The 22,583-nt window shown below is 59.7% G+C and carries 22 protein-coding genes; 10 read left to right on the top strand and 12 right to left on the bottom strand.

From position 1 onward, the window contains the following. Nucleotides 1-79 precede the first annotated feature (79 nt). The gene (mscL, locus tag HCU66_RS01005; protein WP_205886614.1) at nucleotides 80-493 is read left to right on the top strand and encodes a large-conductance mechanosensitive channel protein MscL; all 414 of its coding nucleotides are present in this window, start codon (nucleotides 80-82) and stop codon (nucleotides 491-493) included. Between the two features lie 43 nt (nucleotides 494-536). Here the strand turns inward: mscL and HCU66_RS01000 are convergent, their stop codons facing one another. Then, nucleotides 537-1,313, bottom strand: coding sequence for a ferredoxin--NADP reductase (locus tag HCU66_RS01000; RefSeq protein WP_205886613.1), 777 nt, complete (start codon nucleotides 1,311-1,313; stop codon nucleotides 537-539). Between the two features lie 296 nt (nucleotides 1,314-1,609). On the opposite strand from HCU66_RS01000, the gene HCU66_RS00995 reads away from it, so the two are divergent. Together HCU66_RS00995 and HCU66_RS00990 are read left to right on the top strand one after the other, a co-directional pair. Beyond that, the gene (locus tag HCU66_RS00995; protein WP_205886612.1) at nucleotides 1,610-2,317 is read left to right on the top strand and encodes an autoinducer binding domain-containing protein; all 708 of its coding nucleotides are present in this window, start codon (nucleotides 1,610-1,612) and stop codon (nucleotides 2,315-2,317) included. A gap of 190 nt (nucleotides 2,318-2,507) precedes the next feature. Further along, nucleotides 2,508-3,632: a methyltransferase gene (locus HCU66_RS00990; RefSeq protein ID WP_205886611.1), complete on the top strand. Its 1,125-nt coding sequence runs from the start codon at nucleotides 2,508-2,510 to the stop codon at nucleotides 3,630-3,632. A 71-nt stretch (nucleotides 3,633-3,703) separates the two neighbouring features. Here the strand turns inward: HCU66_RS00990 and HCU66_RS00985 are convergent, their stop codons facing one another. The 3 genes from HCU66_RS00985 to HCU66_RS00975 are packed head-to-tail and all read right to left on the bottom strand — an operon-like array spanning nucleotide 3,704 to nucleotide 6,354. Continuing rightward, entirely contained in the window at nucleotides 3,704-3,871 is a 168-nt protein-coding gene (locus tag HCU66_RS00985; protein ID WP_205886610.1) for a DUF2474 domain-containing protein, read from the bottom strand. Between the two features lie 34 nt (nucleotides 3,872-3,905). Then, on the bottom strand, nucleotides 3,906-4,913 hold the full coding sequence (gene cydB / locus HCU66_RS00980) for a cytochrome d ubiquinol oxidase subunit II (RefSeq protein ID WP_205886609.1): 1,008 nt from the start codon (nucleotides 4,911-4,913) through the stop codon (nucleotides 3,906-3,908). Nucleotide 4,914: 1 nt separating this feature from the next. Next, a complete protein-coding gene (locus tag HCU66_RS00975; RefSeq protein ID WP_205886608.1) occupies nucleotides 4,915-6,354 on the bottom strand; it encodes a cytochrome ubiquinol oxidase subunit I in 1,440 nt (479 codons plus the stop codon). 369 nt (nucleotides 6,355-6,723) lie between these two features. Between HCU66_RS00975 and HCU66_RS00970 the strand changes: the two genes are divergently transcribed. Further along, the gene (locus HCU66_RS00970) at nucleotides 6,724-7,953 is read left to right on the top strand and encodes an MFS transporter (RefSeq protein WP_205886607.1); all 1,230 of its coding nucleotides are present in this window, start codon (nucleotides 6,724-6,726) and stop codon (nucleotides 7,951-7,953) included. An 18-nt stretch (nucleotides 7,954-7,971) separates the two neighbouring features. Here the strand turns inward: HCU66_RS00970 and HCU66_RS00965 are convergent, their stop codons facing one another. Both HCU66_RS00965 and HCU66_RS00960 read right to left on the bottom strand, forming a co-directional pair. After that, nucleotides 7,972-8,523, bottom strand: a complete 552-nt coding sequence (locus HCU66_RS00965; RefSeq protein WP_205886606.1) for a DJ-1 family glyoxalase III — start codon at nucleotides 8,521-8,523, stop codon at nucleotides 7,972-7,974. Nucleotides 8,524-8,590: 67 nt separating this feature from the next. Beyond that, on the bottom strand, nucleotides 8,591-9,046 hold the full coding sequence (locus tag HCU66_RS00960; RefSeq protein ID WP_205886605.1) for a DUF4879 domain-containing protein: 456 nt from the start codon (nucleotides 9,044-9,046) through the stop codon (nucleotides 8,591-8,593). 225 nt (nucleotides 9,047-9,271) lie between these two features. Here HCU66_RS00960 and HCU66_RS00955 point away from each other — a divergent pair, with 225 nt between their 5' ends. From HCU66_RS00955 to HCU66_RS00935, 5 genes are all read left to right on the top strand, one after another. Beyond that, nucleotides 9,272-10,567, top strand: a complete 1,296-nt coding sequence (locus HCU66_RS00955; protein WP_205886604.1) for an NCS2 family permease — start codon at nucleotides 9,272-9,274, stop codon at nucleotides 10,565-10,567. Continuing rightward, entirely contained in the window at nucleotides 10,564-11,643 is a 1,080-nt protein-coding gene (trmA, locus tag HCU66_RS00950; RefSeq protein WP_205886603.1) for a tRNA (uridine(54)-C5)-methyltransferase TrmA, read from the top strand. The genes HCU66_RS00955 and trmA overlap by 4 nt, the downstream gene beginning before the upstream one ends. A gap of 132 nt (nucleotides 11,644-11,775) precedes the next feature. Then, nucleotides 11,776-12,687 carry a LysR family transcriptional regulator gene (locus HCU66_RS00945; protein WP_205886602.1) on the top strand — a complete coding sequence of 304 codons (912 nt, stop codon included), beginning with the start codon at nucleotides 11,776-11,778 and terminating at the stop codon, nucleotides 12,685-12,687. A 130-nt stretch (nucleotides 12,688-12,817) separates the two neighbouring features. Next, nucleotides 12,818-13,258 carry a type II 3-dehydroquinate dehydratase gene (aroQ, locus tag HCU66_RS00940; RefSeq protein ID WP_205886601.1) on the top strand — a complete coding sequence of 147 codons (441 nt, stop codon included), beginning with the start codon at nucleotides 12,818-12,820 and terminating at the stop codon, nucleotides 13,256-13,258. A 5-nt stretch (nucleotides 13,259-13,263) separates the two neighbouring features. Next, a complete protein-coding gene (locus HCU66_RS00935; protein WP_205886600.1) occupies nucleotides 13,264-14,118 on the top strand; it encodes a shikimate dehydrogenase in 855 nt (284 codons plus the stop codon). 45 nt (nucleotides 14,119-14,163) lie between these two features. Here HCU66_RS00935 and HCU66_RS00930 read toward each other — a convergent pair whose 3' ends face one another. Both HCU66_RS00930 and quiC read right to left on the bottom strand, forming a co-directional pair. Further along, nucleotides 14,164-14,841: a TetR/AcrR family transcriptional regulator gene (locus tag HCU66_RS00930; RefSeq protein ID WP_205886599.1), complete on the bottom strand. Its 678-nt coding sequence runs from the start codon at nucleotides 14,839-14,841 to the stop codon at nucleotides 14,164-14,166. Nucleotides 14,842-14,944: 103 nt separating this feature from the next. Continuing rightward, nucleotides 14,945-16,846, bottom strand: a complete 1,902-nt coding sequence (gene quiC, locus HCU66_RS00925) for a 3-dehydroshikimate dehydratase QuiC (RefSeq protein ID WP_205886598.1) — start codon at nucleotides 16,844-16,846, stop codon at nucleotides 14,945-14,947. Nucleotides 16,847-17,337: 491 nt separating this feature from the next. On the opposite strand from quiC, the gene HCU66_RS00920 reads away from it, so the two are divergent. Next, nucleotides 17,338-18,675: an MFS transporter gene (locus HCU66_RS00920; protein WP_205886597.1), complete on the top strand. Its 1,338-nt coding sequence runs from the start codon at nucleotides 17,338-17,340 to the stop codon at nucleotides 18,673-18,675. A 65-nt stretch (nucleotides 18,676-18,740) separates the two neighbouring features. On the opposite strand, the gene HCU66_RS00915 is transcribed toward HCU66_RS00920, so the two are convergent. The 4 genes from HCU66_RS00915 to HCU66_RS00900 all read right to left on the bottom strand — a co-directional run bounded on the left by HCU66_RS00915 (nucleotide 18,741) and on the right by HCU66_RS00900 (nucleotide 22,452). Next, nucleotides 18,741-19,619 carry a DMT family transporter gene (locus HCU66_RS00915; protein WP_205886596.1) on the bottom strand — a complete coding sequence of 293 codons (879 nt, stop codon included), beginning with the start codon at nucleotides 19,617-19,619 and terminating at the stop codon, nucleotides 18,741-18,743. Between the two features lie 60 nt (nucleotides 19,620-19,679). Continuing rightward, nucleotides 19,680-20,495 carry a sugar phosphate isomerase/epimerase family protein gene (locus tag HCU66_RS00910; protein WP_205886595.1) on the bottom strand — a complete coding sequence of 272 codons (816 nt, stop codon included), beginning with the start codon at nucleotides 20,493-20,495 and terminating at the stop codon, nucleotides 19,680-19,682. 2 nt (nucleotides 20,496-20,497) lie between these two features. Then, nucleotides 20,498-21,553, bottom strand: a complete 1,056-nt coding sequence (locus tag HCU66_RS00905) for a Gfo/Idh/MocA family protein (protein ID WP_205886594.1) — start codon at nucleotides 21,551-21,553, stop codon at nucleotides 20,498-20,500. 122 nt (nucleotides 21,554-21,675) lie between these two features. Next, nucleotides 21,676-22,452, bottom strand: coding sequence for an IclR family transcriptional regulator (locus HCU66_RS00900; RefSeq protein ID WP_205886593.1), 777 nt, complete (start codon nucleotides 22,450-22,452; stop codon nucleotides 21,676-21,678). Nucleotides 22,453-22,583 lie beyond the last annotated feature (131 nt).

Here is a 22,583-nt window from a genome sequence, read left to right as displayed (position 1 = left end):
AAGAAGGCGTTTCAAGCAAGGGACGTTTTGCTGATTTACACTGCGTTCACCAACCTCATCTGTAACAAGGAAATAACCTATGGGCGTGATAAGTGAGTTCAAGGCCTTCGCGGTCAAAGGTAATGTGGTCGACATGGCTGTCGGTATCATCATCGGTGCCGCCTTCGGCAAAATCGTTTCGTCGTTTGTCGGCGATGTGGTGATGCCGCCCATTGGCTTGTTGATCGGTGGGGTGGACTTCAGCGACCTGGCCATTACGCTCAAGGCCGCCAACGGTGACATCCCGGCTGTGGTGCTGGCGTACGGCAAGTTCATCCAGAGCATGATCGACTTCATCATCGTCGCCTTCGCGATCTTCATGGGCGTCAAGGCCATCAACCGTCTGAAACGCGAAGAGGCCGTCGCACCAACCCTGCCGCCGGTTCCAACCAAGGAAGAAGAGCTGCTGAGCGAGATCCGCGATCTGCTCAAGGCCCAGAACAATCGGCCCTGATAGCTGATTACCCACAGAACCGGCGCCTTCGGGCGCCGTTTGTTTACCAGTAGTTTTCCACTGCCACTTGGCCGGGTCGGCGACTGAGGCTCAGGTGCATGTCCCTTTGTTTCAGTAACTTGCGCGTGTCATCGATCATCTGTGGATTACCGCAGAGCATCACCCGCGAATGCTCGGCCGTTAGCGCCACACCGGCCGCCTGTTCCAGCTCGCCACTTTCTATAAGCCTGGTGATTCGCCCATTCAAGGCCCCCGAATGCTGCTCGCGGGTGACGGTGGCAATGAACTGCAGCTTGTGCGCGTACTCGGCCAGGTAATCGCGCTGCGCCAGCCCCGCAATCAGCTTCTGGTACGCCAGCTCCCGCGCTTCGCGCACGCTGTAGACCAGGATGATGCGTTCGAACTTTTCCCAGACCTCAAAGTCCTGAAGGATCGACAGAAACGGCGCCAGGCCCGTGCCTGTGGATAACAACCAAAGGTCACGGCCGTCGACGAAGCGATCCAGCGTCAGATAACCGAAGGCCTGCCGGTCGACCAGCAGCGTATCGCCGACTTCCAGCCGACTCAGCTCACTGGTGAACTCCCCTCCCGGCACGACAATAGAGAAGAATTCAAGGAACTCGTCGTGGGGTGACGAGACCATGGAATAGGCCCGCCATACTGTGCTGCCGTCTGGCTTGGTCACGCCTAACCGGGCGAATTGGCCCCCGCGAAAACGAAAACCCGGATCCCTGGTGGTCCGCAGGGTAAACAGGTTTGGAGTCAATGGCTGGACCTCGAGCAGGGTCTGGCGAGTGAATTTTTCTGCACTGGCAGTCATGGGTCGCTCCATTCAACAGATGATGCCAGTGTCCCGCAAAGCAGGCGGCGTAAACACCGGTGATTTGTAATGGCTTTCGCAAAAGGAGCAAACGGTACAATAACAACAATAGATACATGGGCATTGATTCTGTCTCTGCATAAAAACAGAGCTAAGAACCAGTTATTCAGTTAAGTGGCATTTTCAAGAGCAAAAAAATTCAGCACTTATGTAGGAGCTCTCCTACACTATCGGACGTGCCAAGATTTTGGATCCAATCAACGCCACCTCAAGAAACGTCCGCATGGAGTTATCCGATGAAAGTGTGGAAGGAGTCACAGTTAACGCAGCTTTCTGACGCTCAGAAAATAGACACCGCGTACGAAATGTCTCTCAGTTTCGTTAAAAACCTGGGCTTTAATTTCTGTGCATTTTCAATAACATCTCAAGCGAGAGGGAAACATTGCCATAAGGTCAACCTGAATAATTATCCCTGCCAATGGAACGAAGAATATGAAAAAGAGCATTTCAGTGAGGTCGACCCAATACGAGCCCATTGCAATCAATCCGAATGGCCGATTCTTTGGGCCAAAGAGGTCTTCTCAAAGACACCGACACTGTGGCAAGCCCAACAAGAGCAGGGCTTGCGTTATGGCTGGTCCCTGTCCGTTCATGACAAGAACGGGCTCTGCAGCATGCTGAGCGTGGCCCGAAGCCACTGCGAGGTAACCGCGTACGACCTGTATAAAAATCTGGGCTACACGATGTTCATTGCCCGCCACCTGCACGGGCTTGTTGCGAAAGACCTGCCTGCGCCCGCGAAGCCGGACACAGAGCATTTATCATTCCGAGAAATCGAGGTGTTGAAATACTCATCCATCGGCAAGACGGCAGGGGAAATCGCGAGAATCCTCAGCCTGAGTGAAAGCACGGTGCAGTTCCATATCCGGGGCGCGATTCGTAAACTCGGCGTGAACAACAAGATTGCGGCGGTGATCAAGGCAGCGAAAGCGGGCGTTATCTGAAACTGTTCGAATCAGGCAATCCCTGCGAGTAATTCAGAGCAAAAAAACGTACCATCTGCGATCCATCCTGAGTGATGCCGTGTGAAATTCCACGACGCCGTCCGCTCAGATGGTTGCGCCCGCAACAACGCCCCTGAGCGGCGGACCACTCGTTGATTATCCTACGTTGATTACCCAGAGCCCCCGCCTCATGCCTCTGCTCGAAACCCCCTTCGCCCAACTCGATCTGATCCGCCAGCCAGAACAGCAGAACGAACCGCTGCAAGCGTTCGATGCCGCAGACGAATACCTGCTCAATCAACTGGCCGAACAACAACCGGCGGTCGATACCCGAGTGCTGGTGCTCAATGACAGCTTCGGCGCATTGGCCGCCAGCCTGGTGGGCAAGGTTCGGGTGACCAGCAGCGGCGATTCGTTTCTGGCCTTTCAGGGGCTGGAAAAGAACCTGATCCGCAACGGCCAGGCGTTCGATGCGGTGCCGAAGGTGCCTGCCAGCGAAGCATTCATCGGGCCGTTTGACCGGGTACTGATCCGGGTACCGAAAACCCTGGCGTTGCTGGAGGAGCAACTGATCCGGCTGCAGGGTCAATTGGCTCCCGGCGCTCAGGTGATTGCGGCGGCGATGGTCAAGCATCTGCCACGCGCCGCGGGCGATCTGCTGGAGCGTTACATCGGCCCGGTGCAAGCCTCGCTGGCCGTAAAGAAGGCGCGACTGCTGATCGCCACCCCCGAAGCCAAAGCCCCCGCTGTCTCGCCCTACCCGACCCGCTATCGACTCGACACGCCTGCCATCGAACTGCTCAATCACGCCAATGTGTTCTGCCGCGAAGGGCTGGATATCGGCACGCGGGCCTTTTTGCCGCACTTGCCAAAGAACCTCGGCGCAGCGCGGGTCGCCGACCTGGGGTGTGGCAATGGCGTGCTTGCAATCGCCAGTGCCCTGCAAAACCCTGAGGCCCATTACACCCTGGTGGACGAGTCGTTCATGGCCGTGCAATCGGCCGCGCAAAACTGGCGCGCGGCGTTGGGTGATCGTGACGTGACCGTGCGCGCCGGCGATGGTTTGGCGGGGCAGGAACCTCAATCTTTGGACGTGGTGCTGTGCAATCCACCGTTTCACCAACAGCAAGTGGTCGGCGACTTCCTCGCCTGGCGGATGTTCCAGCAGGCGCGCGAAGCGTTGGTGGTGGGCGGCGCGCTGTACATCGTCGGCAACCGTCATCTGGGTTATCACAGCAAGCTTGCGCGGTTGTTCCGCGGCGTCGAGCAAGTCGCGTCCACTCCCAAGTTCGTGATTCTCAAAGCACGCAAATAAATACGCGCAAAAAAAACCCTCCATCGCAGGAGGGTTATAAATCCGTGCCACACGGCAACGGGATGGGAATTTCAGTGAGTGCTCAAACCGGCGGCACTCATGAACATGCGCATCAGCATGGCCACGATGAACAGGGCCAGGACGCTGCCGGCCCAGATCATCGCCAGCCAGCCGAGTCGCTGCCAGAGCGGTTTTTTCTCGGCCGCTTCGATTTTCTGCAAATCAGGTTTGCCAGCCATCATCGCGTTCTCCTCTGCACCGTAGTCGTATGGGCTAGTGGTAACCATCTTCGTGGGTGACCTTGCCCCGGAACACGTAGTAGCTCCAGAAGGTGTAACCCAGGATGAACGGGATGATGAACAGCGTACCCACCAGCATGAAGCCCTGGCTTTGCGGCGGTGCGGCAGCGTCCCAGATCGAGATCGACGGCGGCACGATGTTCGGCCACAGGCTGATACCCAGACCGCTGTAACCGAGGAAGATCAGCACCAGGGTCAGCAGGAATGGCGTGTAGTGCGCATTGCGGGCCACCGCGCGAATCAGACCGTACAGGGTCACCAGCACCAGAATCGGCACCGGCAGGAACCAGAACAGATTCGGCAGGGTGAACCAGCGTGCGGCGATCTCGGCATGGGCCAATGGCGTCCAGATGCTGACGATGCCAATCACCGCCAGCAACACGAAGGCCAATGGCCGCGCCAGGTCATGCATCTGTTCCTGCAGCTTGCCTTCGGTCTTCATGATCAGCCAGGTGCAACCGAGCAACGCATAAGCCACCACCAGCGCCGCGCCACAGAACATCGTGAACGGCGTCAGCCAGTCGAGTGAGCCACCGGCAAACTGACGATTGACCACCGGCAGCCCATCGATGAACGCACCCAATGCCACGCCCTGGAAGAAGGTGGCGGCGATCGAGCCACCGATGAATGCCTTGTCCCAGAGATGGCGCTTGGCGTCCTTGGCCTTGAAGCGGAACTCAAAGGCCACGCCACGGAAAATCAGCCCGATCAGCATGAAAATCAGCGGCAGGTACAACGCCGAGAGCACCACCGAATAGGCCAGTGGGAAGGCACCGAACAAGGCCGCACCGCCCAGTACCAGCCAGGTTTCGTTGCCGTCCCAGACCGGGGCGACGGTGTTCATCATGACGTCACGGTCGCTCTTGCCCTTGATGAACGGAAAAAGAATCCCGATCCCCAGGTCGAAGCCGTCCATGACCACGTACATCATGATGCCAAAGATGATGATCACGGCCCAGATCAGCGGAAGATCAATACCCATCTCAAATCTCCTTGTTCAGGCTGTGGTTGTGATCGCCGTCACCGTTGTCGTCGGCGGCGGACAGCGGACGGGCCGGCGTGCGTTTCTGGCCAGGACCGCCTTCGTTGGTTTCCTTGCCTTCATCGATCTTCGGCCCTTTGCGCACCAGGCGCATCATGTAGCCAAGACCGGCACCGAACAGCGCGAAATACACCACAACGAACATGATCAACGTGATGCTCATTTGCATGAAGCTGTGCCCGGAGGACGCATCCGCCGTGCGCATCAAGCCATAGACCACCCACGGCTGACGGCCGATTTCAGTGGTGAACCAGCCGGCGAGGATCGCGATCAGGCCGGACGGCCCCATCCACAGCGCCAGGTACAGAAACGGACGCGAGGTGTACAGCGTGTCGCGCTTGCGCAGCCACAGGCTCCACAAACCGGTGAAGATCATCAGCATGCCCAGCCCCACCATGACCCGGAACGACCAGAAGACGATGCTCGAATTCGGCCGGTCTTCAGGCGGAAACTCCTTGAGCGCCGGTACTTGCTTGTCCAGGGTGTGGGTCAGGATCAGGCTGCCCAGATAGGGAACCTCGACGGCGAATTTCGTTTTCTCGGCTTTCATGTCCGGCCAGCCGAACAGGATCAACGGGGTCGGTTCATCCCCGTGGTTTTCCCAGTGACCTTCAATCGCGGCGATTTTCGCCGGCTGGTGCTTGAGGGTATTGAGGCCGTGGAAGTCACCGATGACGGCCTGAATTGGCGCCACGATCAAGGCCATCCACATGGCCATCGAGAGCATGGTGCGGATCGCCGGGTTGTCCTTGCCGCGCAGCAAGTGCCAGGCCGCCGAGGAGCCGACGAAGAAGGCGGTAGCCACGAACGCCGCCGTGGCCATGTGCATCAGGCGGTAGGGGAACGACGGGTTGAAAATCACTGCCAGCCAGTCCACCGGAATGACTTGTCCGTTGACGATTTCGTAACCCTGCGGGGTCTGCATCCAGCTGTTGGAAGCCAGAATCCAGAAGGTCGAGATCAAGGTGCCGATGGCGACCATGACCGTAGCGAAGAAGTGCAGGTTGCGCCCAACCCTGTTCCAGCCGAACAACATGACACCGAGGAAACCGGCTTCGAGGAAGAACGCGGTGAGCACTTCATAAGTCAGCAATGGCCCGGTCACGGAACCGGCGAAATCGGAGAAACGGCTCCAGTTGGTGCCGAACTGATAGGCCATGACCAAACCGGACACCACGCCCATGCCGAAGTTGACGGCAAAGATCTTCGACCAGAAATGGTACAGATCGCGGTAAGTATCGTTGTGCGTCTTGAGCCACAAGCCTTCGAGTACCGCCAGGTAACTCGCCAGGCCAATGGTGATGGCCGGGAACAGGATGTGGAACGAAATGGTGAACGCGAACTGAATCCGGGCGAGATCAAGTGCCTCCAAACCGAACATAAGTTTTCCTCTGTCAGGTAATACCGGCTGAAGGCTTGCGGCCTACACCCACTGCCCCCACGAAAATGGAGTGTGGCGAATTGAATTCGTTCTTTTTCTACCATCATCACAACGTAGGGAATCTGGCCATCTGGCCGCCGGATCAATTCCACGAGGGGTCTTGATCTGGATCAAGCAACGTTGAAAGAGTAGTCGCATTTTTGCCGATGGACGGTGTGGTCTATTGCCGCGTGACAGGTTGCCTCACACCCTGCCAGAGGGGTCATGACTGAAGATCAGTGTCTAGCTAACTATTTTTTTGCGCTCGCAACTTCTGGTTACAGGTTGGTGATAATCTCGCCCTTCCCCTCGCTCAAGACCTGCCTTCAGATGCCCAGCCAAGCGCCCCTGCTGTTACGTCATCACCGTCCGTTTATCGCGTTCTGGCTGGCTCGGGTATTTACCGCCAGCGGCTTTCAAATGCTGACCGTGGCCATCGGCTGGAATCTGTATCAGCTGACCGGCAACGTGCTCGACCTGGGTCTGGTGGAATTTGCTCCGCGGGTATTGTTCATGCTGCACACCGGGCATGTCGCGGACCGCTACGATCGGCGCAAAGTCGCGGCAATCTGTCAGTCCCTGCAAGCGCTGATCGCCCTGTCGCTGGCCATCGGCAGCGCAACCAACCATGTCACCCGAGAGATGATCTTCATCCTCGCCTTCCTGCTCGGCGGCGCCCGCTCCTTCGAAATGCCGACCACCCAGGCCTTGCTGCCGAGCATCGTGCCCAGCGCACTGTTCCCCCGCGCGGTGGCCGCCGCGCAATCCGCGCAACAGTCGGCCACCATCGTCGCCCCGGCCCTCGGCGGTTTGCTTTATGCCTTCGGCAGCGTCTGGGTGTACGGTCCGACAGTCATCCTCTACCTCATCGCCTGTGCGCTGATGCTCAACCTACCGGCCCGGCAGACGCCGCTGAACAAGGGCAAGGCCACCCTGGATTCGCTGCTGGCCGGCATTCGCTTCATTCGCAGCCGCCCGGACATTCTCGGGGCGATTTCCCTGGATCTGTTTGCCGTTTTGCTGGGTGGCGCGACCGCGCTGCTGCCGGTGTTCGCCAAAGATATTCTGCTGACCGGCCCTTGGGGCCTGGGCCTGTTGCGTTCGGCCCCGGCGGTGGGTGCACTGCTGATGTCGCTGTTTCTGGCGCGATTTGCCGTGGAGCGCAACGTCGGGCGGGTGATGTTCACGGCCGTGGGCGTATTCGGCGTGGCGACCATCGCGTTCGGCCTGTCGACTTCGTTCTGGTTCTCCCTCGCCGTACTGGTGGTATTGGGCGCGGCGGACATGATCAGCATGGTGATCCGCGCCTCGTTCGTGCAGCTGGAAACCCCCGACGAGATGCGCGGTCGGGTCAGTGCAGTGAATGGCTTGTTCATCGGCGCTTCGAATCAGCTCGGCGAATTCGAATCCGGCCTGACGGCCCACTGGTTCGGCACCGTGCCGGCCGTGGTGATGGGCGGTATCGGCACGCTGCTGGTGACCGGGGTCTGGGTCAAACTGTTCCCGACTCTGGCCAGCCGCGACCGCATGCATGTGCCGGTGGAAGAGGTCAGGGCCTGACGTGTTGTCCAGGGCACTTTAAACCAGCAACTCCCCCGCCACCGTCGACCGCGTGGCTTTGCCACAGAGGTGCTCCACCAGCGCCAGCGCAAACTCCAACGCGGCGCCTGAACCCTGAGCGGTGATGCAATTGCCATCGACCACCACCGGTTGATCGATGAAGTTACAGCCCGACAGTTGATGGCTGACGGTGGGCAGGCAGGTCATGCGCCGCTGACGCAGCACGCCAAAAGTTTGCAGCGCCAGCGCCGGAGACTCGGCGATACCGGCGAACAGGCGCCCGGCGGCGACCTGGTCCTTGATCAATTGTTGCAGGGGTTGGTGGGCTGCCAGATGCTGCGCCCCCACGGCGCCGCCGGGCAGAACGATCAGGTCGAAGGGCTGGGCCAGCAAATCCACCAACATCGCATCGGCGGTCAGGCGGGTGCCGCGGGCGCAGGTGAGCATGCGTCGCGACTCGATGCTGGCCACCACCACTTCAACCTTGGCGCGGCGCAATACATCGATCAGGGTCACGGTTTGCAGATCGTCGATGCCCTCGGCGAGGGTAATCAGGGCTCTAAAGGTCATGGGCGCGGTCCACAGGATGATCCTTAAAGCGTAGTCAGCTTTCCTGACCCTTGTTCGAGCCCAGCCGTTACTTGATGTAAAGCTGCGTCGACATCGTATTGCCCGGCGCGTTGATCGAGGTGTTGCTGAACGTGAAGATGCCGTCCTGCTTGCCCTTCAGATCGAAGATGTACAAGTAGCCGACCACTTTGCTCCGTTCAGAGCAATCGGTCAGGTTGCCATTATCGAAGGCGCAGACCTTGGTCCGGGTGCCATCCACTTCGAAACCGTCCAGCGCGACATGGGCCTCACGACCATAACCGACTTCCAGCACGTAAACCTTGATGTTCGGCCCCTTATGATCGCAACGGGTCTGCTCCTGCTTGTCCGCAATATCTTCAAAGCCACAGCTGGGTGACTCGACCTTGAGCACCTTGACCTGACTCAACGGTGGCGCCGTCGCTGCCGAGACGGTTTGTGCGCCGAAGAGCAACGCGCCCCCTATTGCGAATGCGGCAACCACACGCCTGTTCATGTACTTCATATTCACCTCGCCTGCCCCCAAAAAAGCAGCGCGCAGTATGGCCCAGTTCCCTTTTTGGCAAAACATCGACGACGATCGCAGCCATAAGCAGCCATAGCCCCACGCTGCTGGTATGATGCGCGGCTTTTTCCGACCCACAGAAAATTCCCAGGCGCCTACGGTGGTCTGTGCTTTGCTGTTGAGGTCGATACATTCACGGCGCCGGGCGCGCCACGGGGAGCAGACATGCTGGAAAGGCTGTTTCAACTCAAGGCACACAACACCAACGTGCGGACCGAGATTCTGGCGGGCGTCACGACCTTTTTGGCCATGGCCTATATTCTGTTCGTCAACCCGAGCATCCTCGGCGAGACCGGCATGGACAAGGGCGCGGTGTTTGTCGCCACCTGTCTGGCAGCCGCCATTGGCTCGACGACCATGGGCCTGATCGCCAACTACCCGATCGCCCTCGCGCCGGGCATGGGCTTGAACGCCTTCTTCACCTACACCGTGGTCCTGCACATGGGCCACACCTGGCAAGTGGCGCTGGGGGCGGTGTTCCTCTCGGCGGTGATGTTTTTCCTGCTGTCGATCTTCCGCATCCGTGAATGGATCATCAACAGCATCCCGCTGGCGCTGCGCTCGGCGATTGCCGCCGGTATCGGCCTGTTCCTGGCCCTGATCGCCCTGCACAACGCCGGCATCGTGGTCAGCAACCCGGCGACCATGGTCGGCCTCGGCGACCTGAAGCAACCGGCACCGATCCTCGCGACCCTGGGCTTTGCCCTGATCGTCGCCCTGGAGGCCCTGAAAATCCGTGGAGCGGTACTGATCGGCATTCTGTCGGTGACCATCGTCTCCATCCTGTTGGGCTTCACCCCGTTCGGCGGCGTGATGTCGATGCCGCCGTCCCTGGCACCAACCTTCCTGCAACTGGACATCATGGGCGCGCTGGACATCGGTCTGGTCAGCGTGATCTTCGCCTTCCTGTTCGTCGACCTGTTCGACAACTCCGGCACCCTGATCGGCGTCGCCAAGCGTGCCGGCCTGATGGGCAAGGACGGCCACATGCCGAAAATGGGCCGCGCCCTGATCGCCGACAGCACCGCGGCCATGGCCGGTTCGCTGCTGGGCACCTCGACCACCACCAGTTACATCGAATCCGCAGCCGGCGTGAGTGCCGGTGGCCGCACCGGCCTGACCGCCATCGTGGTGGCGATTCTGTTCCTGCTGGCGCTGTTCTTCTCGCCATTGGCGGCCAGCGTTCCGGCCTTCGCCACGGCGCCTGCATTGCTGTTCGTCGCCGTACTGATGACATCCGGCCTGGCGGAAATAGACTGGGACGACATCACCGTCGCCGCACCGGTCGTGGTCACCGCCCTGGCCATGCCGTTCACTTATTCCATCGCCAATGGCATCGCCTTCGGTTTCATCGCCTGGACCGCCACCAAGTTGTTGTCCGGTCGCGGCCGTGAACTGAATTCGGCGCTGGTGATTCTGTCGATTCTGTTCGTGATCAAGTTAGGTTGGTTCAACGCATGACTTTTGATTCCCAGGCCTACGCCGTTCAGCTCGAAGAAAAGGTCACGCGCCTGCGTGACCTGCTGGCCCCGTTCGATGCGCCCGAACCTGTGGTGTTTGATTCGCCGCTGAAAAACTTCCGCCTGCGTGCCGAATTCCGCTTGTGGCGTGAAGCCGGCGAGCGCCATTACGCGATGTTTTCCCAGGAAGACAAACGCACGCCAATCCTGATCGAAGAGTTCCCGATCGCCAGCCTGCGCATCAACCAGCTGATGCCGCAGCTCAAGGCCGCATGGCAGGCGAGCGCACCGCTGAGTCATAAGCTGTTTCAGGTGGAGTTTCTGACCACCCTGGCCGGCGATGCGATGATCACCCTGTGTTATCACCGTCCGCTGGACGAGCACTGGCACGTGGCGGCGTCGAAACTGGCTGCCGAGCTGAATGTCAGCATCATCGGCCGCTCCAAGGGCAAGCGCGAAGTGATCGGCCACGATTACGTGGTCGAGAAACTTGAAGTCGGCGGCCGCACCTTCAGCTATCGGCAGCCGGAAGGTGCGTTCACCCAGCCCAACGGCACGGTGAACCAGAAGATGCTCAACTGGGCGTATGACGCCCTCGGCGATCGTTCCGACGATTTGCTGGAGCTGTATTGCGGCAACGGCAACTTCACCCTGCCACTGGCTACCCGTGTGCGCAAAGTGCTGGCCACTGAAATCAGCAAGACCTCGGTCAACGCGGCGCTCAGCAACCTGAGCGAAAACGCGGTGGATAACGTCACGCTGGTGCGTTTGTCCGCCGAAGAGCTGACCGAAGCCCTGAATGAGGTTCGCCCGTTCCGTCGCTTGCATGGCATCGACCTCAAGAGCTACGAATTCGGTAGCGTGTTCGTCGATCCACCCCGCGCCGGCATGGACCCGGACACGTGCGAATTGACCCGGCGCTTCGACAACATCCTCTACATTTCCTGCAACCCGCAAACCCTCGCGGCCAACATCGCCCAACTGCACGACACCCACCGCATCACTCAATGCGCAATGTTCGACCAGTTTCCGTGGACCCATCACATGGAATCCGGCGTGTTGCTGACCCGTCGTTGATTGCAGACTCCACACAAATCAGCCGTCCCCGGGACGGCTTTTTTGTGGGCGATTGCAACGCCCTGTATTTGTGCGCCCTTATTTGATAAATACCGACTCAGGCCCTTCATTTGATTCCCGGTGTAATCAATCATGCAGCGACATTTCGACGACCTTCAGCTGGGCAGCATCGAACTGTTTTGCCTGGCCGCCGAAGCCGGCAGTTTTACCGCCGCGGCTTTGGTGGCGGGCGTGACCCCGGCCGCCGTCAGCCGCTCGGTGTCGCGCATGGAAGAACGTTTGGGTGTGCGGCTGTTTGCGCGTACCACTCGCAGCGTCAAGCTGACCGACAGTGGCCGGCGTTATTTCGAGGAGTGTCAAGAGGCTCTCGCACAACTGGTCGAGGCCCAGCGCGAAGTCATGGGGCAGCAGCAAGCACCTTCCGGCACCTTGCGCATCAGCATTCCGACGACCTATGCCCATCATCGAATCCTGCCTTTGCTGCCTGCGTTTCGGGCGCGCTTTCCCGCCGTGAAAGTCGAGACGCACATCAGCAATCGCAACATCGATTTCGTCGGCGAAGGCTATGACATGGCAATCCGTGTGCGGGCCATTCCCGACTCCGGGCTGATTGCCCGGCCGTTGGAGGACGCGGCGCTGGTGATGATTGCCAGCCCTGATTACCTGAAGCGTGCCGGCACCCCGCAGACCCTGGATGACCTGACGCGCCACGAATGCATCCAGTTCGAGCTGCCCAGCAGCGGACGGCGGATTGCCTGGCTGTTCAACGACAATGGCGTCCCGCTGGAGATTCTGGCCGAGGGTAATTACTGCTGTTCCGATGACGTATTGGGCGGGGTGACGCTGGCGAAACACGGCGCCGGGTTGTTTCAAACCTATCGCTTCATCGTCGAAAACGAACTGGCCGACGGCTCGCTGGTGGAAGTGCTCAAGCCCTATGGCGGACGCTCCCGCCCCTTCACTTTGCTGTATCCGCAAAGCCGCCATGTGCCGTTGCGGCTAAGGGCGTTTATCGATTTTCTGGTTGAGCGTCTGCCGCGCTGAATGTCCGATCACCGCACAAATAATCCGAGGCAGACGCCTCTTTAATTGACGTTATTAACCAGTTAGTACAATTTATCTCCACAGGCTGAGACCCTCGGCCAATGCCAAAAATAATAAGTGGAGAGACCCGATGTCCCCTATCGTTCTGGTGCTCAACGGCCCGAACCTGAACCTGCTTGGCACCCGCGAACCGGCGACTTATGGCCACGAAACCCTGGCGGATATTTCAGCGCTGTGCGGTCGCGCCGCCGAAGAGTTCGGCCTGAAGGTCGAGTTTCGCCAGACCAACCATGAAGGCGAACTGCTCGACTGGATTCACGCCGCCCGTGGCCGCTGCGCCGGGATCATCATCAACCCTGCCGCCTGGACTCACACCTCGGTCGCCATTCGCGATGCCCTGGTCGCCAGCGAACTGCCGGTGATCGAAGTGCACCTGTCCAACGTCCATGCCCGCGAACCTTTCCGGCATCACTCTTTTGTCTCGTCCATCGCCACGGCGGTGATGTGCGGTTTCGGCAGCCACGGCTATCGTTTGGCGCTGGAGCATTTCAGCCAACGTTTGAAAGGTTAAGCGTCATGACACAGAACACCGTGGTACTGGCCGGGCTGATCGGCGCCGGCATTCAGGCTTCCCGCACCCCGGCGCTGCACGAGCACGAAGGCGATGCGCAGGGTTTGCGCTACCTGTATCGGTTGATCGATCTGGATCAGTTGAAACTCGACAGCGGCGCCCTGCCCGACCTGCTGATGGCCGCCGAGCGGATGAATTTCACCGGGCTGAACATCACCTTCCCGTGCAAGCAAACGATTATCCCGTTGCTCGACGAGTTGTCGCCGGAAGCCCGCGGCATTGGCGCAGTGAACACGGTGGTGCTGAAGGACGGTAAACGCATCGGCCACAACACCGATTGCCTGGGTTTTGCCGAAGGGTTTCGTCGCGGCCTGAAGGACGTTGCCCGTGAGCGTGTGGTGCAAATGGGCGCCGGTGGCGCAGGCGCGGCGGTGGCCCACGCACTATTGAGCGAAGGCGTACAACTGCTGAGTATTTTCGATGTGGATCACAGCCGGGCTCAGTCGCTGGCGAACAACCTCAATCAGCATTTCGGTGCTGGCCGCGCCGTGGCCGGTCATGACTTGCCAGGCACGCTGGGCCAGGCTGACGGGCTGGTAAATACCACGCCCATGGGCATGAAAAAACTGCCGGGCATGCCGGTGCCGGTGGAGCTGCTTCGGGCACAGTTGTGGGTGGCGGAGATCGTTTACTTCCCGCTGGAAACCGAACTGCTGCGCCACGCTCGCGCGCTGGGTTGCCGAACCCTGGATGGCGGCAACATGGCAGTGTTTCAGGCGGTAAAGGCGTTTGAATTGTTCAGCGGCGTGGTGCCGGATGCCCAGCGGATGCTGGCACATTTTCAGAGCATGAATGGTTGAAAAGCTTCGCGGGCAAGTCGGATCGCCGACTTGCCCGCGAAGGCGTCAGGCCTGCAGATAGCGCAAAACCGACTCGCAAATCATCTCCCGATGACGCTGCTTGATGCTTTCGTCCGGCAAGTCGATCTGAAAGATCTCACCGAAGGTATGACGGTTCGACACGCGATAAAAGCAGAAAGAACTGATCAGCAAATGCACATCCAGCGGATCAAGGCCGCCGCGGAATACACCCTCTTCGGCCCCGCGACGCAGAATCTCGCCCAGTGAATCGAGGATGGTGTTGTTCATCGCCTTGATCGCATCGGAGCGCTTCACGTACTCGGCGTTGTGAATATTCTCGATGCAGACGATACGTACGAAATCGACGTTGCGATCATGGTGATCGAAGGTGAACTCCACCAACCGCCGAATCGCCTCCACTGGCGCCAGTTCGGCCAGGTGCAAGCGACTTTCGGTGCTGCGGATATCCCCGTAGAGTTTTTCCAGCACCTCGACGTAGAGCTGTTCCTTACTGCCGAAGTAGTAATAGATCATGCGTTTTGAGGTATGGATGCGCTCGGCGATCGCATCGACGCGCGCACCGGAAAGCCCCTGCTGGACGAACTCGACAATGGCCTCTTGAAGGATGTTCTCGCGGGTTTTTTCCGGGTTGTTCTTGCGACTCTTGCGAGGCTCGGCCATTGGCTTTTCGGGCGCTACGGATAGTTCTGGAATTATTGTCATTGCGGGCTCACGGCCATCACTGCACAAGTGGGCGATTATGGGCCGCTGCGCACAGTGAAGGAAGCCGTGCGGCAGCGGTTTTGTACCCGTGTTTACGATTTTCCTACAACTTTGCCTGACGTACGCCACCACTTCGGGATTTGGCCATGGCCGCCAATCGCACTGCCACGTTGGCCGCGCCGTAACCCGCATAGCCGTTTTTGCGCTGGATGATCTCAAAGAAGAACCGCCCTTCGAACGGTTCGGTGTACACGTGAAACAGCTCGCCACCTTGGGCATCGCGGTCGTAGAGCACGTTGTAATACGCCAGCTCGCTGAGGAACTCATCGTCGAAATCGAACCGGGCGGCGAGGTCGTCATAGTAGTTGAGCGGGATATCCAGCAGCGGCACCCCCGCCTCCTTGGCGCGGCTGACTTCGGCAAAGATGTCATCGCAATCGAAAGCGATGTGATGCACGCCGGAACCGCGATAACTCGACAGTGCGTGTGAGATGGCAGTGTTGCGGTTCTCGGAAATGTTCAGCGGCAGACGGATCGAACTGCAACGACTGCGCAAGGCGCGGCTCTTCACCAGACCATAGGGGTCGGGCAGCACCACTTCATCGTCGGCTTCGAAATCCAGCAGGCTTTTATAGAACAGGACCCAACTGTCGAGGCTGTCGGCGGGCAACGCCATGGCCATGTGGTCGATGCGCTTGAGGCCGCCGCTGGCCACGGCCGTCGGTTGCAGATTGAAGTCGGTGCCGTAGACGTCGGCGTTCTGGTCCACCAGGTAAATCAGACTGCCATCCGGCGCACGCACCGCTGCCAGTTCCAGCTCATTGGGACCCACGAGCCCGCGATAGGGCTGGCCTTTATAAGCCACGGCGCGGGCCTGCGCACTGTTGCTGTCCTTGACCCGCACGGCAGTGGCGCACAACGACGGCCCGTGAGCCTCGAAAAAACTGTGGGCGAAGGAATAAGGTTCGGAGTTGAGGATCAGGTTGATATCGCCCTGACGCAACAGGCTGACGCTCTTGGAACGGTGCTGCCCGGCCTTGACGAAACCCAGCCGCTCCAGCCAATGGGACAGCTTGGCGCCGAGGCTTTCGTCCACCGCGAATTCCAGAAACTCGATGCCGTTGTATTCGCTGGCGCCTGGTGTGTCGAACAGAATGTCGAGGTTGGCCGCAGGCGTGGCCTCCTGCTCCAGACGCTGACGGGTCTTCTCTTCCAGGTACAGCAACGAGCGCAAACCGTCGGCGGCATTGGCCCGTGGCGGCGCGGCGCGGAAGCCGTCGTTGAAGATCTCCAGCGACAGCGGGCCGGTGTAGCCACTCTTGATGATCGGCGCGAGGAACCCCGGCAGATCGAATTCGCCTTGACCTGGGAAACAGCGGAAATGCCGGCTCCACTCCAACACGTCCATGGCCAGGATCGGCGCATCGGCCATTTGTACGAAGAAGATCTTGTCGCCGGGAATGTCGGCAATGGCGCTCGGGTCGCCTTTGAGCGACAGTGTATGAAAACTGTCCAGCAACACGCCGAGGCTCGGATGGTCGGCCTGGCGAACAATGTTCCACACCTGCTGCCAGGTGTTCACGTGCCGGCCCCAGGCCAGTGCTTCGTAGCCAATCCGCAGGCCGCGAGCGCCGGCCCGTTCGGCGAGCAGACGCAAGTCGTCGACCAGAATCTGTTCATCGCCGATGGAGTCGACGGAGGCGTTGCTGCATACCAGCACCAGATCGGTGCCCAGTTCCTGCATCAAATCGAACTTGCGCTCGGCCCGCTCCAGATTGCGCGGCAGGCGATCGCGGCGGCAGCCTTCGAAATCCCGAAAGGGTTGGAACAGCGTGATGGCGATCCCGAGATCGGCGCACATCTGTCTGATTTCCCGCGGACTGCCGTCATAGTAGAGAAGGTCGTTCTCGAAAATTTCTACCCCGTCAAAACCGGCGGCGGCGATGGCTTCGAGTTTTTCCGGCAGGGTACCGCTCAAGGAAACGGTGGCAATGGAACGCTGCATGTGGCGACTCCCGGTGGTGGGGACATTCTTGTTGGGTAAATTATTGGCTTGACGAATCCGCACAGCAATTCAAAGTGTACTACCCAGTTAGTTTTGCGGGCGATTATCGAACAAAATGGCGGTTGGCGAATTGACGATTTTTCGTCCACTGCGCACCATCGACACCACATTGAGTCCGGTCATGAACCCATGGACTCGGTTACCAAAGACCCTGAACACCACATAACAATTTCAAAAAACGGGTACACGCTCATGCGCTCATTCAACGCCTCGTTTGCTTGCTCCACCGATCTCACGCCTGGCCTGGCGTCCATCCGAACCTTGCGCCCCCTCGGCCGAACCGTGCCGCTCGCTGAATAAAACGTTGTCGTCACCTGACGAAAACACCTCAGCCGATCAATCACACCCGCGCCTTTGGCCCGCTGATTGATCACGCGCCCTTGAAGTCCCGACAAGCCTCGCTTGTCAGTCATTGAACGGATGGCACACACATGTTTCCTTCTCAAAGCTCTCGCGTGGCTTCGGCCCAAAGCGTCGCCACTGGCGGCATCGGCGACAAAATCCGCGGCGCCATGGCCGTCGGCAAAACCCGTTGGGGAATGCTGGCGCTGGTGTTTTTCGCCACCACCCTCAACTACATCGATCGCGCCGCCCTGGGCGTGATGCAACCGATTCTGGCCAAGGAAATGAGCTGGACGGCGATGGACTACGCCAACATCAACTTCTGGTTTCAGGTCGGCTACGCCGTCGGTTTCGTGCTGCAAGGCCGGTTGATCGACCGGGTCGGCGTGAAGCGCGTGTTCTTCTTCGCGGTACTGCTCTGGAGCCTGGCCACCGGCGCTCATGGCCTGGCCACTTCGGCGGTGGGTTTCATGGTCTGCCGGTTCATTCTCGGCCTGACCGAAGCCGCCAACTACCCGGCCTGTGTGAAAACCACGCGGTTGTGGTTCCCCGCTGGCGAACGCGCCGTGGCCACCGGTATCTTCAACGCCGGGACCAACGTCGGTGCGATGTTCACACCGATGCTGCTGCCGCTGATCCTTCACGCCTGGGGCTGGCAAGCCGCGTTCCTGTGCATGGCGGCGCTGGGCGGCATCTGGTTGCTGTTCTGGGGTCTGAAGTACTTCAACCCGGAAGATCACCCGAGCGTCAAACAATCGGAACTGGACTACATCCAGAAGGAAGTCGAACCGGAACAATCCCGCGTACCGTTCTCGAGAATCCTGCGCATGCGTGGCACCTGGGCCTTCGCCCTCGCCTACTCGATCACCGCGCCGGTGTTCTGGTTCTACTTGTACTGGCTGCCGCCGTTCCTCAATCAGCAATACAACCTGGGGATCAACGTGACCCAGATGGGTATCCCGCTGATCATCATCTACCTCACGGCTGACTTCGGCAGTGTCGGCGGCGGGATTCTGTCTTCGTTCCTGATCGGTCGCGGGATCAACCCGATCAAGGCGCGACTGATGTCCATGTTCCTGTTCGCCTGCTGCATCATTGGTGTGGTCATGGCCGCCGGCTCGAGCAGCCTGTGGCTCGCGGTGTTCGCCATCTCCCTGGCCATCGGCGCGCACCAGGCCTGGACCGCGAACATCTGGAGCCTGGTGATGGACTACACGCCCAAGCACATGATGAGTACGGTGTTCGGCTTCGGCGGGATGTGCGCGGCGATCGGCGGGATGTTCATGACCCAGTTGGTCGGCCACATCCTGACCATCACCAACAACAACTACACCGTGCTGTTCACCATGATTCCGGCGATGTACTTCATCGCGCTGACCTGGATGTACTTCATGGCGCCGCGCAAGATTCCTACTGTCACCGAGTAAAACTTCCTCCCCCGGCAGGCCTGATTCCAGGCCTGCCTTAGCAGCTTCCTGCCGACAGCACCTTCCTACCGACGACTCTGTTGCCACGCCGCCGCCAACCCGCTGCAGCAAATCACGGCGATCCCGACCACCGTGGTCAGGGTCGGCGTGTGAGAAAACAGCAACCAGCCCAGCAATCCGGCAAAGACAATCTGGCAATAGCCGAACGGCGCCAGCAGCGCGGGGGCGGCGTGGCGGAACGCCTGGGTCAGAAACAGGTGCGCCGTCATCCCGCAGGCGCCCAGTGCAACCATCATCAATCCATGCCCAAGGCTTGGCACTTGCCAGAAGAACGGCACCAGCGCGCTCATCACTAGGGTGTTACACAGGCCGGCGAAGAAGTTGCTGGTGGTCGGGCTGTCGACTTCACTGAGCTTGCGGGTGAGTAATTGATAGAAGCAGAAAAACAGCGCCGAGCAGAGCGGCAGTAAGACCGCTGGCGTGAACAGATCACCGCCGGGGTGGACGATGATCAATACGCCGATAAATCCGCAAATCACCGCGACCCATTGGCCGCGGGTGACCCGCTCACGCAGCAGTGGCACCGACAGCGCGGTGACCAGAACCGGGGCGAGAAAGTTGACTGCCGTGGCTTCGGCCAGCGGGATGTACTGCAAACCGGTGGTGAAAAACAAACTGGTGCCCAACAGGCACAACGCCCTCAGCAACTGCAGCAACGGCCGTTTGGTACGCAGGACTCGCAGCCCGGATTGCGGCAGGAAAATCCCGGCCATCAGCAAGGTGTGAACCACATAGCGCGCCCAGACCACCATGACGATCGGATAGAGCCCCGATAGATATTTCGACAAAGCGTCGTGACTGGAAAACAGGAAGGTCGCGACGACGATCAGTAGAATCCCTTTGAAGGGTTGGTTAACGCCGGAGAGCGGGGTGCTGACGGTCATTAGCGATCCTTTTTTACATCGAAAGTCAAAGGCTTGCCCGCGATTGGTGCGCAGCACCGCTTAGCGCCGCGCCAACAATTCCCGGGTCTTATCCAATGCCATCTGCGCCCGCTGCAACCCGCTCACGCCCTGCTCCAGCAGCTTCACGGTGGGAATCTCCAGGCTTAACGCGATATCGGTCGGCAAACACTGCAACAACCCCGCCAGATCACAATCGCCATCACCCGGAAAACGCCGCTCGTTACGCGCCTGACGCAAAATCTCCGCCATGTCCGTCGACCGTGGCCCCGCGACATCGCATAACTGTGTGTACCGTAACCGTGACGGGGCAACTTTGGCCAGGTCTTCCAGCCGCGAACCCGATCGGTCGAAATGGAATGCGTCCACCAACACCGCGCCGTTTTCACGGTCAGCGTTTTCGACGATGCGCACCGCTTGTTCGAGATTGCGCGCATCGGTCCACGGCATGAACTCCAGGTGCGGATGCAACCCGTAAGGTGCCGCCAGATCGCACAATCGGGCGAAGTTCTCGGTGAGTCGCTGCTCGTCAGAATCGTTACCGGCCACCAGCAATTCACTGGCACCAAACTCCGCTCCGACCGCCAGAATCTTTTCGAAGTCGGCGACGACGGTTTGCGGTTTAAGACGCAGGATTTCAACATCCAACACACGAATGCCGGTGTCGCGCAGCCGCGCCAGCGTCTCACGCCGCAGACCGACATCGGCTACCAGCGCAAAGTGATGTTCTTCGGGGGTCGCAGGTTCAAGGCGTAGTCCGACATGGCTGTAACCGGCACGCGCCGCAACGTCCACCATCTCCGGCGGAGACAATTCCAGCACGGTCAGGCTGGCCAGGGAAAAGATCCGCTCACTCATATTCATTCCTCGATCAACATCGGGGTGCAGGCGCGACCGGTTTCAGCGGCCTCGCGAATCGCTTCAACCAGCGCCAGGGTCCGCGCAGCATCGGCAGCGCTCACCAAGGGTTCGACTTCCCGGCGCGCAACACGCACGAAATGCTGCAACTGCAAACGCAACGCTTCATCGGCGCTGAAGCGTTCCTGCACCGCCAGCAATGGTTGATGCCATCCTCCATCGACGTCGGCGTAGTGCCAGCGCTTGAGCTGCGGAATGCTCAGCGCACCGCCCGTCCCGGCCAGCAGGTAACACGGCTGATCGGCCTGGCGCGAATAGACCGGGTTCTCCCCGGAATCCAGCTCCCAGCTCCACGGCGCTGCGACAGCATCGGACCCGGTCAGGCTGCCCAGTGCGCCATTGTCGAATTGCAGTAACACCGCCGCGCAATCTTCGTTGGCAAACCGGCGCACCGCATTGCTGGTGATCGCCTGAACCTGACGCACTTCGCCGCACAAGTGCCGCAGCAGATCGAGGTCGTGAATCAGGTTGGTCAGCAACATCCCCGCACCGGGCTCGCGGCGCCACGGCGTTTCGAAATAGCTGTCAGGTTTGCGCAACTGCCAAAGTGCCGTCACCGTCGTCAGTTGACCCAAAGCACCGCCCTGCACCAGTTCATGGGCACGGACGATCAACGGATTGTGCCGGCGGTGATGGCCGACCAGCACGGGAACACCAGTGGCTTTCGAGGCGGCCACCAGTTCGCGCGCTTCATCCAGGTGCACCCCGACCGGTTTTTCCAGCAGCACCGGCACGCCGACGGCGAGGCAATCGAGCGCAGTGCTGACATGGAGCGTGTTCGGGTTGGCGACGATCACTGCGTCTGGCTTCGCCTGCTCCAGCATCTGACGGTGATCGGCAAAATACCCCACGCCCCATTCGGCCGCGAGGCCTGCCGCTTGTGGGCCAGGATCGGCGACCGCACACAACGTCGCTTGCGCCAGGGTTTTCAGATGCTGGTAATGCTGCTGGCCCATGTTGCCGGCACCGATCAGGGCGATGCGAAGGGGCGAAGTCATGGTGCGGTCCTCTTGTGATTATTGTTGGAAGGATGAATTCCAATAATTTAGAACCTGGTTCCAGATTCTTACACAAGCGAACCGAAAAAGTGTGCGAACAGCGCACACGATCTTTTAAAGCGTCAGCTGAACAACTCAGAAGCCAGACTCGCGTCGGACAGCTCTTCGGTAAACTTCAGCAACAGCGGCGCCAACTCATGCAACCGCGCCCCCGGCATCCGTGCGCTTGGCCCGGCAATGCTCAGCACACCGATCACTCGACCATCGCCGGGGTGGCGCACCACCGCCGCAATCGCCGAGGTGCCCACGGCAGAACTCTCTTCGACCCAGGCGTACCCCTGCTCGCGCGCCAGACGCAGGCGTTCCAGTAACTCAATGTTGGAACGCGGCGCGTTCGGCCCCAGGTCTTTCGGCCGTTCGCTCCCCTGACGCTCCACCAGCGACAACGCTTCGGCATCGCTCATGCACGCCAGCCATGCGTGGCCCGAGGCGGTGTAGAACAACGGCGCATCACGGCCCATGTCCGGGTCGTAACGCAGCCCCGAGCGGGCGCCTTGCGACTTGGCGATCCAGATCTGTCGCTCGCCCTCAATCACCCCAAGGCGCACCAGCTCACCGGTTTCCTCGGCCAGGCGATCCAGCACCGGCTGCACGATATCGGCGCCGCTGCTCGACAGGTAACGGAAACCCATCGCCACCAGTTTGGTCGACAGGTGATAGCGCAGGTTCTCCGGATTCTGCCGCACGTAACCCAGCCGAACCAGCTCGGCGAGCAGCCGGTGAGTCGCACTTTTGGGGATGTCCAGTTGCTCCGCCAGCGTCTGCATCGGCAGGCCGCGAGGGTCACTGGTGAGGCTTTCCAGCACGCTGAAAACACGTTCGATCTGACTGCCGGCCATGGAAGGCTCCACCTGAAATTTTGCCGATTCTAGAAGACAAACCGCGTAATGCGAAATCTGGAACCCGTTGTCCGATAACCGCCCTCTTTACACCGTGAATGGTTGCCGAGGCCAATCAAGTCTTTATATTT

Origin of the sequence: Pseudomonas frederiksbergensis, from assembly GCF_017114915.1 — a bacterium.
Classification (GTDB): domain Bacteria; phylum Pseudomonadota; class Gammaproteobacteria; order Pseudomonadales; family Pseudomonadaceae; genus Aquipseudomonas; species Aquipseudomonas frederiksbergensis_I.
Note: the sequence above shows the minus strand (reverse complement) of the source record. Positions and strands in the feature narration are given on the sequence as shown.